The sequence below is a fragment of the Alloalcanivorax venustensis genome (assembly GCF_047495515.1).
Taxonomy (GTDB): Bacteria; Pseudomonadota; Gammaproteobacteria; order Pseudomonadales; family Alcanivoracaceae; genus Alloalcanivorax; species Alloalcanivorax venustensis.
In genome coordinates, this window is the sequence record NZ_CP179934.1 from 3,206,496 (window position 1) to 3,220,306 (window position 13,811).

15 protein-coding genes are annotated in these 13,811 nt (G+C 67.3%); 8 read left to right on the forward strand and 7 right to left on the reverse strand.

What is annotated here, in order from left to right; translation table 11 throughout:
- Positions 1–14: 14 nt before the first annotated feature.
- From ACMG4O_RS15025 to ACMG4O_RS15040, 4 genes are read right to left on the reverse strand one after another with little or no spacing between them, the layout of a single operon-like run.
- A complete protein-coding gene (locus ACMG4O_RS15025) occupies positions 15–593 on the reverse strand; it encodes a Maf family protein (protein WP_142948937.1) in 579 nt (192 codons plus the stop codon).
- A gap of 41 nt (positions 594–634) precedes the next feature.
- Entirely contained in the window at positions 635–1,129 is a 495-nt protein-coding gene (mreD, locus tag ACMG4O_RS15030; RefSeq protein ID WP_228547871.1) for a rod shape-determining protein MreD, read from the reverse strand.
- Positions 1,119–2,000 carry a rod shape-determining protein MreC gene (gene mreC / locus ACMG4O_RS15035; RefSeq protein WP_142948938.1) on the reverse strand — a complete coding sequence of 294 codons (882 nt, stop codon included), beginning with the start codon at positions 1,998–2,000 and terminating at the stop codon, positions 1,119–1,121. The genes mreD and mreC overlap by 11 nt, the downstream gene beginning before the upstream one ends.
- Before the next feature lie 18 nt (positions 2,001–2,018).
- The gene (locus ACMG4O_RS15040; RefSeq protein WP_067604874.1) at positions 2,019–3,056 is read right to left on the reverse strand and encodes a rod shape-determining protein; all 1,038 of its coding nucleotides are present in this window, start codon (positions 3,054–3,056) and stop codon (positions 2,019–2,021) included.
- Between the two features lie 207 nt (positions 3,057–3,263).
- Here ACMG4O_RS15040 and gatC point away from each other — a divergent pair, with 207 nt between their 5' ends.
- From gatC to ACMG4O_RS15080, 8 genes are all read left to right on the forward strand, one after another.
- A complete protein-coding gene (gatC, locus tag ACMG4O_RS15045; RefSeq protein ID WP_067604856.1) occupies positions 3,264–3,551 on the forward strand; it encodes an Asp-tRNA(Asn)/Glu-tRNA(Gln) amidotransferase subunit GatC in 288 nt (95 codons plus the stop codon).
- A 4-nt stretch (positions 3,552–3,555) separates the two neighbouring features.
- Positions 3,556–5,010, forward strand: coding sequence for an Asp-tRNA(Asn)/Glu-tRNA(Gln) amidotransferase subunit GatA (gene gatA / locus ACMG4O_RS15050; RefSeq protein WP_142948940.1), 1,455 nt, complete (start codon positions 3,556–3,558; stop codon positions 5,008–5,010).
- Entirely contained in the window at positions 5,007–6,455 is a 1,449-nt protein-coding gene (gene gatB / locus ACMG4O_RS15055; RefSeq protein ID WP_414434093.1) for an Asp-tRNA(Asn)/Glu-tRNA(Gln) amidotransferase subunit GatB, read from the forward strand. The genes gatA and gatB overlap by 4 nt, the downstream gene beginning before the upstream one ends.
- Positions 6,456–6,648: 193 nt before the next feature.
- Positions 6,649–7,455: a crotonase/enoyl-CoA hydratase family protein gene (locus ACMG4O_RS15060; RefSeq protein ID WP_370201866.1), complete on the forward strand. Its 807-nt coding sequence runs from the start codon at positions 6,649–6,651 to the stop codon at positions 7,453–7,455.
- A gap of 97 nt (positions 7,456–7,552) precedes the next feature.
- A complete protein-coding gene (locus ACMG4O_RS15065) occupies positions 7,553–8,341 on the forward strand; it encodes a Crp/Fnr family transcriptional regulator (RefSeq protein WP_414434094.1) in 789 nt (262 codons plus the stop codon).
- Complete coding sequence (locus tag ACMG4O_RS15070; protein WP_142948946.1) at positions 8,338–9,240, forward strand: LysR family transcriptional regulator; 903 nt, start codon at positions 8,338–8,340, stop codon at positions 9,238–9,240. Before ACMG4O_RS15065 ends, ACMG4O_RS15070 begins: the two co-directional genes overlap by 4 nt.
- A gap of 77 nt (positions 9,241–9,317) precedes the next feature.
- Positions 9,318–10,394, forward strand: coding sequence for a putative urea ABC transporter substrate-binding protein (locus tag ACMG4O_RS15075; RefSeq protein WP_194855046.1), 1,077 nt, complete (start codon positions 9,318–9,320; stop codon positions 10,392–10,394).
- The gene (locus ACMG4O_RS15080; RefSeq protein WP_335629026.1) at positions 10,391–11,125 is read left to right on the forward strand and encodes a cysteine hydrolase; all 735 of its coding nucleotides are present in this window, start codon (positions 10,391–10,393) and stop codon (positions 11,123–11,125) included. Before ACMG4O_RS15075 ends, ACMG4O_RS15080 begins: the two co-directional genes overlap by 4 nt.
- On the opposite strand, the gene ACMG4O_RS15085 is transcribed toward ACMG4O_RS15080, so the two are convergent.
- Genes ACMG4O_RS15085 through prfA form a run of 3 tightly spaced genes read right to left on the reverse strand, consistent with a single transcriptional unit; the run spans position 11,122 to position 13,801 of the window.
- Positions 11,122–11,886 carry a HesA/MoeB/ThiF family protein gene (locus ACMG4O_RS15085; RefSeq protein WP_414434095.1) on the reverse strand — a complete coding sequence of 255 codons (765 nt, stop codon included), beginning with the start codon at positions 11,884–11,886 and terminating at the stop codon, positions 11,122–11,124. The genes ACMG4O_RS15080 and ACMG4O_RS15085 overlap by 4 nt on opposite strands.
- The gene (prmC, locus tag ACMG4O_RS15090; RefSeq protein ID WP_414434096.1) at positions 11,879–12,700 is read right to left on the reverse strand and encodes a peptide chain release factor N(5)-glutamine methyltransferase; all 822 of its coding nucleotides are present in this window, start codon (positions 12,698–12,700) and stop codon (positions 11,879–11,881) included. The genes ACMG4O_RS15085 and prmC overlap by 8 nt, the downstream gene beginning before the upstream one ends.
- 9 nt (positions 12,701–12,709) lie before the next feature.
- Complete coding sequence (gene prfA / locus ACMG4O_RS15095; protein ID WP_194855044.1) at positions 12,710–13,801, reverse strand: peptide chain release factor 1; 1,092 nt, start codon at positions 13,799–13,801, stop codon at positions 12,710–12,712.
- Positions 13,802–13,811 lie beyond the last annotated feature (10 nt).

A 13,811-nucleotide genomic window follows, 5' to 3' on the forward strand; every position in this document is an offset into this window, starting at 1 on the left:
GTGGCCTCAGTCGATCAACAGGGTTGCCAGTAGGGCACGCCGGCCCATTCCAGGAGCGGCACCGTTTCTTCCAGGGGTAAGCCGACCACCCCACTGTAGCTGCCGCTCAGCGACGCCACCAGGGCCGCGCCCAGGCCCTGGATGCCGTAGGCACCGGCTTTATCGCGCCCTTCGCCGGTGGCCACGTAGGCGCGCAGGCGCTCATCGTCGAGCGCGCGCAGCCGGACCCGGGTCTCGGAGAGCGCCAGGCGCGGGGTGTCGCCGGCCATCACGCAGACCGCGGAGAGCACCCGGTGTTCCCGGTCCTGCAGGTCGCGGAGCATGGCCAGGGCCTGGTCGTCGTTGTCCGGTTTGCCCAATACCCGCTCGCCGAGCACCACCGCGGTGTCGGCGCCCAGCACCGGCTCCGGGCCGGGCGCGGCGGCCCGGCCGGCGGCGGCTTTTTCCCGCGCCATGCGGGCGACATAGTCGCGGGGGGCTTCGCCGGCGTGGACGGTTTCGTCAATGCCCGGTGCTTTCAGCACCGTGAAGGGCACGCCGATTTGCGCCAACAGTTCCGCCCGCCGGGGCGAGCCGGATGCGAGGTAAAGCATGGAGCGCTCCTTGGTTCCGGGGGCTCAACGGGGCCGCGCTGTCAGCGCACCAGAAAGCGGTGCTGGGTCCAGCGCAGCGCCGTGCACAGCGGCCGCCAGAGCACCGCGCTGGCGGCGGCGGAATAGAGAATCGTATAGGGAGGATACAGGGTCCGGCCGACGGACTCCTGCACCAGGTAGGCGATCAGATTGGCGGAGCCCACCAGCAGGAACACCACGGCGCTTTGCTGCAGCAGCGGAAACACCCGCATGCGCTTGTAGGCGGCCAGCATGAAGTAGGCGCCGAAGGCGTAGGACAGGGCCCACTGGCCGAGGGTGGCGCCCACCAGCACGTCCAGGTAGAGCCCCACCAGAAAGCCCCACAGCACGCCGATGCGGTGCGGCAGCGACAGCACCCAGTACAGCAGCACCAGCAGCATCCATTCCGGGCGCACCCAGTCCAGCGTCTGGTTAAGGGGGATCACTTCCAGCAGGGCGGCGACCACGAAGGTCACCAGAATCACGCCGGTGCCGGCCGGCCGCTCGTTATTCATCATCGGGCAGCTCCTCGGGCGTCGGCTCATCGGAAGGCGACTCGGGGGCCACGTCCGGGATCGACACCGGTTCCATGGACTGCACCAGCAACACATGGCTGACCCGGTCCAGGCGGGCGGTGGGGCGCGCCTCGATGTCGGCGAAGGCGGCGCCGGACTGGTGGCTCACCCGGCTCACCCGGGCCACCGGGTAGCCGCGCGGGTAGAGCTGGCCGAGGCCGGTGGACACCAGCAGGTCACCCTCCTTGATGTCGGCGGTATCGGGCACGTACAGCAGCCGCAGCCGGCTGCCCTGCCCGGTGCCGGCCAGAATCGCGCGCACCCCGTTACGGTTCACCTGCACGCTCATGGCGTGGCTGGCGTCGGTGATCAGCAGCACCCGGGCGGACAGCGGCCCGGCTTCCACCACCTGGCCGATCAGCCCCTGGGATTCCAGCACCGCCTGACCCTGCAGCACGTCGTCCTGGCCGCCCTTGTTGATCACCAGCTCCTGGCGGTTGGGGTCCGGGTCGACGCCGATGATCTCCGCCACCAGCACCGACGCGTCCAGATTGGCGGAGGAGTTGAGCAATTCCCGCAGGCGCACGTTTTCCGCCTGCAGCACCGCCAGACGCTGGACCTTCTGCTCCAGGATCAGCACCTGGCGCTCCAGGCGCTCGCGGGATTCCATCAGGTTGGAACGGGTTTCGGACAGGCGCCCCAGCCAGCGGGCGGAATCCACCGGCAGGTGGGCCAGGTAGTGGACCGGGGCGGTCAGATAGCCGACGCCGTAACGCAGCGGCTCCACCCACTTACTGCGCTGGTCCAGGGCCATCAGAACGACGGCCAGCACCAGCGCGATCAGCAGGCGGTAGGTGGGGTTGGCGGAATACATGGGCGGCGGTGGGAACCGTTAGCCCATGGCCAGCATGTCCAGACCCTGGGTATCCATCAGCTCAAGGGCCTTGCCGCCGCCCCGCGCCACGCAGGTCAGCGGGTCGTCGGCGATGATCACCGGCAGGCCGGTTTCCTCGGTGAGCAGGCGGTCGATGTCGCGCAGCAGCGCGCCGCCGCCGGTCAGCACCAGGCCGCGCTCGGCGATGTCCGACGCCAGCTCCGGCGGCGAGGCTTCCAGCGCGTTCTTGACCGCGTTGACGATCACCGAGAGGGGGTCCTTGAGGGCTTCCAGGATCTCCTCGGAGTTGAGCGTGAACTGGCGCGGCACGCCCTCGGCCAGGTTACGGCCGCGCACGTCGATCTCGAGGATCTCGCCGCCGGGATAGGCGGTGCCGATCTCGTGCTTGATGCGCTCGGCGGTGGATTCGCCGATCAGCGAGCCGTATTCCTTGCGCACGAAGGCGACGATGGCCTCGTCGAAGCGGTCGCCGCCGGTGCGCACGGATTCGGAATAGACCACGCCGTTGAGGGAGATCAGGGCGATTTCGGTGGTGCCGCCGCCGATATCCACGACCATGGAGCCGCGCGCCTCTTCCACCGGCAGGCCGGCGCCGATGGCGGCCGCCACCGGCTCTTCGATCAGATAGACGTCACGGGCGCCGGCGCCGAAGGCGGAATCCTGGATCGCGCGGCGCTCCACCTGGGTGGATTTGCAGGGCACGCACACCAGCACCCGGGGCGCCGGCGGGAAGAAGCCGGTGTCGTGCACCTTCTTGATGAAGTACTGCAGCATCTTCTCGGTGACGTCGAAGTCCGCGATCACGCCGTCCTTCATCGGGCGGATGGCGGTGATATTGCCGGGGGTGCGCCCCAGCATCCGCTTGGCGTCGGCGCCCACGGCGGCGACGCTTTTCTGCGCGCCATGATGACGAATGGCCACCACCGAGGGCTCATCCAGTACGATACCGCGCCCGCGAACGTAAATAAGGGTGTTGGCGGTGCCAAGGTCGATGGAAAGATCGGTGGAGAACATCCCCCGAATGCGCTTAATCACGGACATCCTGGCCTGTTTCCTGAGGGTCGTGGAGAAAAGAGGGTGTTGCCGGCGGGCCTGTTCACGCCCTTGCAACAGAATGGCGCAACTCTAGCAACGGCGCCGGGTTTCGGCAAGCGAACCCGGTCCCATACGCTCTTCACGGTTTGTCCGCGCCCCGGTCTGTGGTAATTTTGCGCCCTTCCCCAGCCTTTGCGGAGAACGCCCATGGCCATTGATTCCAAGGTGGTGGCGCGCGCGGCCCACCTGGCCCGCCTGCGGGTGGACGACAGCGAGACCGCGGAGCTGTCCGCCCGCCTTAACGACATCCTCGGCATGGTCGACCAGCTCCAGCAGGCGGACGTGGACCAGGTCGAACCCCTGGCCCACCCCCTCGAGGTCAGCCAGCCCCTGCGCGACGACCGGGTCACCGAACCGGACGTGCGCGACAAGGTCCTGCCTCTCGCGCCGGCCAGCGAGGACGGCTGTTTCCTGGTACCCCGGGTGATTGAGTAACCACATGCACGATAAAACACTGACCGAACTCAAAGCCGGCCTGCAAGCCGGGGACTTTTCCTCCCGGGAGCTCACCGAGCACTTCCTGGAGCGCATCAAACGGCACGACGGCGAGCTCAACAGCTTTATCACCGTCACCGAGGAGCAGGCCCTGCGGCAGGCGGACGCCGCCGACCAGGCCATCGCCGCCGGCGACCATCGCCTGCTCACCGGCCTGCCGATCGCGCACAAGGATATTTTCTGCACCGAGGGCGTGCGCACCAGTTGCGGCTCGCGGATGCTGGATAATTTCATCGCCCCCTACACCGCCACGGCGGTGGAAAAAATGGCGGCCGAAGGCGCGGTGATGCTGGGCAAGACCAATATGGACGAATTCGCCATGGGCTCGTCCAACGAAACCAGCTTCTACGGCCCGGTGAAAAACCCCTGGGACACCGAGCGGGTGCCCGGCGGTTCGTCCGGCGGTGCCGCCGCCGGCCTGGCGGCGCGGCTGGCCCCCGGCGCCACCGGCACCGACACCGGCGGCTCGATCCGCCAGCCGGCGGCGCTGAACGGCGTCACCGGCCTCAAGCCCACCTACGGCCGGGTGTCGCGCTGGGGCATGATCGCCTTCGCCTCCAGTCTGGATCAGGCCGGCCCGCTGGGTCTGTCCGCCGCCGACTGCGCGCTGATGCTGCAGGCCATGGCCGGCCACGACGAGAAAGACTCCACCTGCCTGAACGAACCGGTGGACGATTACCTCGGTGCTCTGGATCAGAGCGTGGACGGCTTGAAAATCGGCGTGCCGGAAGAATTTTTCCCCGACAATCTGGACGGCGCGATCGCCGATAACGCCCGCGAAGCCATGCGCGAACTGGAAAAACAGGGCGCCAAGCTGGTCAAGCTGTCGCTGCCCAGCATCAAGCTGTCGGTGCCGGCTTATTATGTGATCGCGCCGGCGGAAGCCAGCTCCAACCTTTCGCGCTTCGACGGCGTGCGCTTCGGCTACCGCTGCGAGGATCCCAAGGACCTGGAAGACCTGTACAAGCGCTCCCGCTCGGAAGGCTTCGGCGCCGAAGTGAAGCGCCGCATCCTGGTGGGCACCTATGCGTTGTCCGCTGGCTATTACGACGCTTACTACAAGCGCGCGCAGAAAGTACGCCGTCTGATCCGCGATGATTTCTCCCGGGCGTTCAAGGACGTGGATGTGATCATGGGCCCCACCTCGCCGGAAACCGCCTTCAAACTGGGCGCCAAGGCGGACGACCCGGTCAACATGTACATGGCCGACGTGTTCACCATCGCCGTGAACCTGGCCGGCCTGCCGGCGCTGTCCATGCCCAGTGGCTTTATCAACGGTCTGCCCGCGGGCACCCAGGTGATCGGCAACTATTTCCAGGAAGGTCGCATACTGAACGTGGCGCACCGCTATCAAATGGCCACGGACTGGCATCAACAGGCGCCGGGAGGTTTCGCATGAGCCATTCAGGAAACTGGGAAGTGGTGATCGGCCTGGAAGTGCACGTGCAACTGGCCACCCAATCAAAAATCTTTTCCGGCACCAGCACGCAAACCGGCGACGACCCCAACCGGCACGCCAGCCTGATCGATCTGGGCATGCCCGGCACCCTGCCGGTGGTGAACCGGGAAGCGATCCGCAACGCTATCCGGTTCGGCCTGGCGGTGAACGCGGACATCGCCCGCCGCTCGGTGTTCGAACGGAAAAATTATTTTTATCCGGACCTGCCCAAGGGCTACCAGACCACGCAGCTGGCGGAGCCCATCGTCGGCGCCGGCGAAGTGGAAATTCAACTGGAAAGCGGTGACAAGAAGCTGGTGCGTATTCACCACGCCCACCTGGAAGAGGATGCCGGTAAATCCCTGCACGAGGACTTTCACGGTCAGACGGGGATTGATCTCAACCGCGCCGGCACGCCGCTGATCGAAATCGTGTCGGAACCGGACATGAGCGGCGCCGAAGAGGCGGTGGCGTTCGCCCGCAAGCTGCATTCCATCGTCACGTCTCTGGGCATCTGCGACGGCGACATGTCCCAGGGCAACATGCGTTTCGACGTCAACATTTCCGTGCGCCGCCCCGGCGAGCCGCTCGGCACGCGTACCGAAACCAAGAACCTGAACTCGTTCCGCTTCATGGAAAAAGCCATCGCCCTGGAAGTGGCGCGGCAGATCGACGTGCTCGAGGACGGCGGCGAAATCGTTCAGGAAACGCGGCTCTATAACGGCGAGACCAACACCGCCCGCTCCATGCGCACCAAGGAAGACGCCAACGATTACCGTTACTTCCCGTGCCCGGACCTGTTGCCGGTGATGGTCAGCGAAGAGGACATCCAAACCCTGCGCGATGAGCTGCCGGAACTGCCGGACGCCCGCAAGGCGCGCTACATCGAGCAGTATCAGCTGTCGGCCTACGACGCCGACCTGCTGTCCGGCTCCATCGCCACGGCGCGCTACTTCGAAACCGCCGCCGAGCACGGCGGCGACGCCAAGCTGGCCGCCAACTGGGTGATGGGCGAACTGGCCGCCAAACTCAACGCGGAAGACAAGGACATCGCCGACAGCCCGGTGTCCGCCGAGCATCTCGGCGAGCTGATCCAGCGCCTCAAGGACGGCACCATCAGTTCCAAGATCGCCAAGCAGGTGTTCGAAGCCTGCTGGAACGGTGACGGCAGCCCGGACCGGATCATCGAGGCGCAGGGCCTCAAGCAGATGAGCGACAGCGGCGAGCTGGAAAAAATCGTCGACCAGGTGATCGCCGACAGCCCCGCCCAGGTGGAGGACTACCGCAACTCCGACGACGCCAAACGGAAAAAGAAAATCGGCTTCTTCGTCGGCCAGGTCATGAAGGCCACCCAGGGCAAGGCGAACCCGCAGCAGGTCAACCAACTATTGCAGCAAAAGCTGTAGCTGAATGTGGGAGCGGGCCTTGCCCGCGAAAGGGCGGAGACCGCCCGGCAGGATACCAGAGACGTCGTTGAAGCCATTGCTATAGACGTCTCTGGTATCCTGCCGGCAAGCTGCGCTTGCCTTTCGCGGGCAAGCCCGCTCCCACAGGCGCGCCCTTTCAGCTTTGAACTTGCCGTCCCCAACAGGAACTGCCATGAACGAATCCCGCGTCACGCTCTCGATCAACGACCACATCGCGACGGTATCGCTGAACCGCCCGGAAAAGTACAACGGTCTTGATCTGGAGACGCTCCAGGCGCTGGTTCGCACCGCCAAGGTCGTGAAGAAAAACCGCGACGTGCGGGTGGTGATTCTGCGCGGTGAAGGCAAGGCGTTCTGCGCCGGGCTCGACTTCGCCACCGTTACCAAAACGCCGCTGAAAATGCTGCTGGCGTTCACCAAGTTCGGCGTCAAGAAAACCAACCTGTTCCAGCAGGCCTGCTGGGCCTGGCGGGAACTGCCGGTGCCGGTGATCGCAGTGCTGCACGGCTACTGCTACGGCGGCGGCCTGCAGCTGGCGTTGGCGGCGGATTTCCGCATCGCCACGCCGGACTGCGAGCTGTCGGTGATGGAAAGCAAATGGGGGCTGATCCCGGACATGACCGGAACCGTCACTTTGCGCGAATTAGTGCCCATGGATGTGGCCAAGGAACTGGCCATGACCGGCCGCCGTTTCGACGCCGTGGAAGCCAAAACCCTGCACCTGGTCACGCAGGTGGCGGAGCAGCCCGAACAGGCGGCGCGGGCCCTGGCCGACGCCATCCTCACCCGCTCGCCGGACGCGGTCAGCGCCACCAAGGCGCTGTTCCACAGCACCCGCCATGCCGCCGAGGACCAGGCTTTCGACCGGGAATCCAGCCTGCAGTTCAAGCTGCTGCGCGGCCGCAATCAGGGCGAGGCCATGGCCGCCAACCTGAAAAAGCGCGAGCCCCGCTTCCGTCCCCGCCAGCGGGACTACTGACGCCCAGCCCGTCACCGCGCCGCACCCGGGTCATCAAGATGGCATAATCTCTGCTTAGCCTTTTCAACCCGTCGCAAGCCGTGGAAGTACGCAACGCATGATACCCCTGGGCGAACCGCTGGAAGGCCTGCCCGCTCTGGCCCGACACTACAAACAACTGGGCGACGCCGTGATCCGCGGCCTGCGCCAAACACCACGGAGCCTGTCGCTGCCCGCCACCACCGACGCCCGCCGCGATGGCCTGGCCGCGCAGCGCCTGTACGTGGTGCGCGGCGGCACCCTGGCGGCCTGCTGCCAGGGGCGGCGCCTGTTGCTGTGGGACGAAGGCGACGTGATCGTCCCGGACCCGGACGACGGCGTCACCTTTCAGGCGGACGGCGCGGTGCTGCTGGCCGGCTATGATTTCGTCGACCTGCTCGAGGAAATCCTCGCCGTTCCCGAACGGGCGCGTCGCTGGAGCGAGTTGCTGATCACGCAGCAGGCGCTGCTGACCCGCTGCCTGGCCGCGCTGACGCCGGAGGAAAACCACACCGGCTCGCGCTTCGCCTATTTCCACCCCGGCGATCTGATACTGCGCCAGGGCGACCGCGCCGACGGCGTCTACAACCTGTTCGAGGGCGAAGCCGATGTGCTGGTCGACGACGTGGTGGTGGGCCGGGTCACCGAGGGCGAGCTGCTGGGCGCCATCGCGGTGCTCACCGGCGCGCCCCGTGGCGCCACCGTGCGCGCCCGCAGCCGCTGCGCGGCGATGCACATTCCCAGCGACGGTTTCCATCACCTGATCCGCGCCAAGCCGTCGCTGATCCACGGCCTGATGACCGACATGGCGCGCCAGATCACCGAACTGAACGCCCAGGTGGTGACGCTTTCCGGGAGAACGCCATGAAACTGGCCGGCGCCGACCTGAATTCGCTGCAGATTTTCTTCGCCGTGGTGGAAGCCAACGGCATCGCCAATGCCCAGGGGCCGCTCAACAAGGACGCCTCCACCATCAGCCGCGCGCTCAGCCAGCTGGAAAGCCGCCTGGGCGTGCGCCTGTGCGAGCGGGGCCGCCAGGGCTTCCGGCTCACTCCGGAAGGGGAAACCGTGCACCAGCAGGCGCTGCGGCTGTTCACCTCGCTGCGCGGCTTCGAACAGACCGTGGAGGGGCTGCGCGGCGTGGCCAGCGGGCAACTGCGGCTGGGCATTATCGACAACATCATCACCGACCCGAACTGTCCGCTGGTGCCGGCGCTGCGCGCCTTCCAGAGCCCGCCCCGCGATGAGGTGCGCCTGGGCCTGGAGGTGCTGGCCCCGGAAGAGATGGAGCGGCAGTTGCTGGAGAAACGGCTGGACCTGGCGATCAGCGTGTTTGAAAGCCGCCACGACCAGCTTCACTACCAGCCGCTCTATCAGGAAACCGACAACCTCTATGCCGCCGCCGACCACCCGATCGTCGGCGTGCCCGCCGGCCGGCGCCGCGACGTCCTGGCGAAAAGCCGCCTGGTGTCCCGGCGTTTTCTGCACGACCAGGAAATGGCGTTGCTCAATCTCGGCGAGCGCGAGCGCATTACCTTCACCGCCAACCTGGAAGCGATCGCCGTGCTGATTCTCAGCGGCGGCCACCTGGGCTTTTTGCCGGATCATTACGCCGCGCCCTGGGTGGCCCGCGGCGAGCTGGTCGCGCTGGACACCGAACGCCTGCGCCACGCCAGCGATCTGCAGGTGGCGATGCACCCGGACAGCGCCAGCCGGCCGGTTATCCAGGCGTTCGTCGAGGCACTGCTGGCGGCGGTGCGCACGTGAACCTGCAAGCTCCGTCATGTTAGCCGGGCCGCCCGCTTTTTATGGTGGAGGCTCGCTTACACTTTCGGGAGATCGTCATGCACGTTAGCGCCAAGCGCCTGACCCGGGGCCCCGCCCTGCTGCTTACCCTGTTGCTCGTGGCCGTCACCGGCCCGACCCAGGCCCGCGAATCCTACAGCGTCGCCTGGACCCTGTACGCCGGCTCCATGCCCCTGGCCTACGCCGAGGAAAACGGCATTCTGGAGAAATGGGGCGACCGCTACGGCTTCGATCTGGAAGCGGTGCAGATGAACGATTACGTGGAAGCCATCACCCAGTTTTCCCTGGGCCAGTTCGACGCGGTGATCGCCATGTCGCTGGACGCGCTCACCATTCCCGCCGCCTCCGGCGTGGACACCACCGTGATCATGCCGCTGAGCACCTCCAACGGCAGCGACGGCATCGTGCTGCGCGGCAAGGACAAAAGCGTGGCCGACCTGGAGGGCACGCGGATCAATCTGGTGGAGCTGTCCGGCTCCCACTACATGCTGGCCCGGGCTCTGCAGACCCAGGGCCTGAGCGAGCGGGACGTGACCGTGGTCAACACCTCGGACGCGGACATCGCCAGTGTGTTCGAGTCCTCGGATACCCAGGCCGTGGCCACCTGGAAACCGCAGCTCAGCGAAATTCTCGCCCAGTACCCGGACACCACCCTGGTGTTTGATTCCTCGGACATCTACGGCGAATTGCTGGACACCATGATCCTGCGCACCGAGGCAGTGCGGGATAACCCGGACCTGGGCCGCGCCATCGCCGGCGCCTGGTACGAAGCCGCCGCCCTGCTGGACCCGGAACACCCGCGCCACGACGCCCTGATGGCGTTCACCGCCGACACCCTCAACACGGACCTGGCCGGGGCCCGCAGCCAGCTGCGCACCATCGACTTCCTGGACCCGGAGCAGGCACAAGCTCTGATTACCGGCGAAGAGTTCGTCGCCACGCAGAAGCAGATCACCGGCTTCGCGTTCGAGCACGGCCTGCTCGGCGAAGGGGTGCCCAGCGCCGGTTTCGTCGGCATCGAAAGCGGCACCGGCGCCGTCATCGGCAACGCGGATAACGTCAAACTGCGCTTCCCCACCACCTGGCTGGAAGAGGCCGAGGGGAGCGACCAATGAACAGCGTCTCCGCTCCGAAGATACCGCTGGACGCGTTCGACAGCAGCCGCTGCAGCGTGCCCTACCCCTGGCCGGTGGCGGGCCGGTGGCGCGCCGACGACACCGCGCTGCTGGCCATCGACATGCAGAAGGACTTTCTTGATCCGCGCGGCTACTTCGCCAGCCTCGGTGAATCGCTGGAACACACCCGGCGCAGCGTGGCGCCGGCCCGCGACGCCCTCGCGGCGGCCCGGGAACTGGGCCTGACGGTGGTCCATACCCGCGAGGGCCACCGCCGTGACCTGTCCGACCTGAACGACTGCAAGCGCCTGCGCGCGGCCCGCGCCGGCGCCGCCATCGGCAGCCCCGGGCCGCTCGGCCGGCTGCTGGTGCGCGACGAGGAAGGCTGGGATTTTATTGACGAGATGCGGCCGCTGGACGGCGAGCCGGTGGTGGACAAGTGCGGCAACGGCGCTTTCTACGCCACCGACCTGGAGCAGATATTGCGCAGCCGGGGGATTCGCCATCTGCTGCTGCTCGGCGTCACCACCGACGTGTGCGTGTCCTCGACCATGCGTGAAGCCAATGATCGCGGGTTCGATTGTCTGCTGCTGGAAGATTGCTGCGGCGCCGCGCGCCCGGACCTGCATCAGGGAGTGCTGAACAGCCTGGAGCGGGAGGGCGGTATTTTCGGCGCCTACGCCGACAGCCGGGCTTTTTTTGAACAGTACCGGTCGGCCACCGCCGGCTAGCCAGCGCCGCACACCGGGCAGCCCGGGTCCTTCTTGAAGGCCACTTCGCGCCAGCCCAGGGTGCGGCCGTCGAAAACTCTCAGCACCGGCGCCACCGGGGTACCGGTGAGCAGATGAATGGCGAGCAGCGCCTGCAGGGTGCCCACGGTGCCGACCACCGGCCCGAGGATGCCCGCTTCGCTGCAGGCCAGGTCGCCGTCGGTGCCGGCGCCGTACACGCAGGCGTAGCAGGCGCTGTCCGGACGGCGCAGATCAAATACCGCCAGCTGGCCGTCGAGACGGATGGCGGCGCCGCTCACCAGCGGTTTGCGGTGCGCCACACAGGCGGCATTGGCGGCCTGGCGGGTGGCGAAGTTGTCGCTGCAGTCGAGCACCAGATCGACGTCGGGCACGTGCCGGTCCAGCCATTCACGGTCGGCGCGGGCGGCGTGGGGCTCGACCAGCACGTCCGGGTTGAGCGCGCGCAGCTGCGCCGCCAGCGCCCCGGCCTTGCCCTCGCCCACCTGGTCGCCGCGAAAGGCGATTTGCCGGTGCAGGTTGCTGGCGTCGACCCGGTCATCGTCCACCAACAGCAACCGCCCCACCCCGGCGCCGGCCAGATACAGCGACGCCGGATTGGCCAGGCCGCCGCAGCCCACCAGCAGTACGGTGGCGCCGGCCAGCGCCTGCTGGCCGTCGAGATCAAATTCCTGAAGCAGCAGCTGCCGGCTATAGCGCAGCAGCTGATCGTCGTTGAGGGCGTCGCCGTGGTAGTCAGACATGGCCCAAGGTTACCCTGTCGCGGCCTTCCAGGTCCTGCCGGGTGGTCACGTCCTGGAAACCCCGTTCGCCGAGCAAAGTGCGCACCGCGCCGCCCTGGTCGAAGCCGTGCTCGAGCACCAGCCAGCCGCCCGGCGCCAGGGTGTCGTGGGCCTGGGCGGCGATCACGCGCAGGTCGGCGAGGCCGTGATCGTTGGCGGCCAGCGCCGAGCGCGGCTCAAAGCGCAGGTCGCCCTGCTCCAGATGCGCGTCCTGCGGATCGATGTAGGGCGGGTTGCTGACGATCAGATCGAAGGGGCCGCCCAGGCCGTCGAGCCAGTCGCAGCACACCAGGCCGACCCGGGCGCCCAGGCGCTCGGCGTTGTCCCGCGCCACCGCCAGGGCCGGCCGGCTGGCGTCGGTGAGGGTCAGGCTCCAGGCCGGGCGTTCCAGCGCCAGGGTGACGCCGATGGCGCCGCTGCCGGTGCCCAGGTCCACCGCCCGCAATTCGCTCTCGGGGAGGGTTTCCAGCACCGCTTCCACCAGGGTTTCGGTGTCCGGGCGCGGGATCAGGGTGTGCGGGTTGACCAGAAACGGCCGGCCGAAGAATTCCCGCTCGCCGGTGAGGTGGGCCACCGGTTCGCCCTCGGCGCGGCGCCGCACCAGGGCCTGGAACACCCGCTGCTGGCTGTCGCTGAGGGTGCGCTCCGGCCAGGTGCGCAGGTAGGTGCGCGATTCACCGATCACGCGGCAAAGCAGCAGTTCCGCGTCCAGGCCCGGGCTGGGCGAAGCGGCCAGCTGTTCGCGGGCCTGGCGCAGGGCGTCGTCCAGTCGCACGGCGACCGCCTAGCCCTGCCCGTCGGCGAGGGCGGCGAGCTGGCCGGCCTGGTGCTCGGACAGCAAGGCACCAATCACTTCGTCCAGGTCGCCGGCAATGATCTCGTTGAGCCGGTACAGGGTCAGATTGATGCGGTGGTCGGTGAGCCGGCCCTGGGGGAAATTATAGGTGCGGATGCGTTCGGAGCGGTCCCCGGAGCCGACCATGGATTTGCGCTCGGCGGCCTGTTCGGCGTGGGCCGCGGTTTCGCGGGCGTCGAGCAGCCGCGCCTTGAGCAGCGACATGGCCTTGGCCTTGTTCTTGTGCTGGCTGCGCTCGTCCTGGCACTCCACCACCACGCCGGTGGGCAGGTGGGTCAGGCGCACCGCCGAATCGGTGGTGTTGACGTGCTGGCCGCCGGCGCCGGAGGAGCGGTAGGTGTCGATGCGCAGATCCTCGTTACGGATCTCGATGTCGCCGGCGTCCTCCGCCGCCGCCAGCACCGCCACCGTGCAGGCCGAGGTGTGGATGCGGCCCTGGGATTCGGTGGCCGGCACCCGCTGCACCCGGTGGGCGCCGGACTCGAACTTGAGGCGCGAATAGACGTCGTCGCCGGACACCTGGGCGATCACTTCCTTATAGCCGCCGTGTTCGCCCTCGCTGGCGCTGACGATCTCCACTTTCCAGCCGCGCTGGTCGGCGTAGCGGGAGTACATCTTGAACAGATCGCCGGCGAACAGCGCCGCCTCGTCGCCGCCGGTGCCGGCGCGGATTTCCAGATAGACGTCGGCGCCGTCGCGGGGGTCGCGGGGCAACATCAGGCGCTGCAATTCTTCGTCCAGCTCGTCGATGCGCTGCTGGGCGTGGCGGGCTTCCTCGGCGCCCATCTCGCGCATTTCCGGGTCGCCGTCGTCGAGCAGGGCGCGGGCGCTTTCCAGTTCCTGTTCGCTGGCCCGGTAGGCGCGGTAGGCCTTCACCACCGCTTCCAGCTCGGCGTACTCCTTGGACAGGCTCCGGAATTGCTTCTGATCGGCAATAATATCCGGATCGGAAAGCAGGCCGCTGACCTCCTCGAACCGCTCCATCAGTTTTTCCAGTTTGCCGTTCAGCGATGCTTGCATGGGGTTCCCG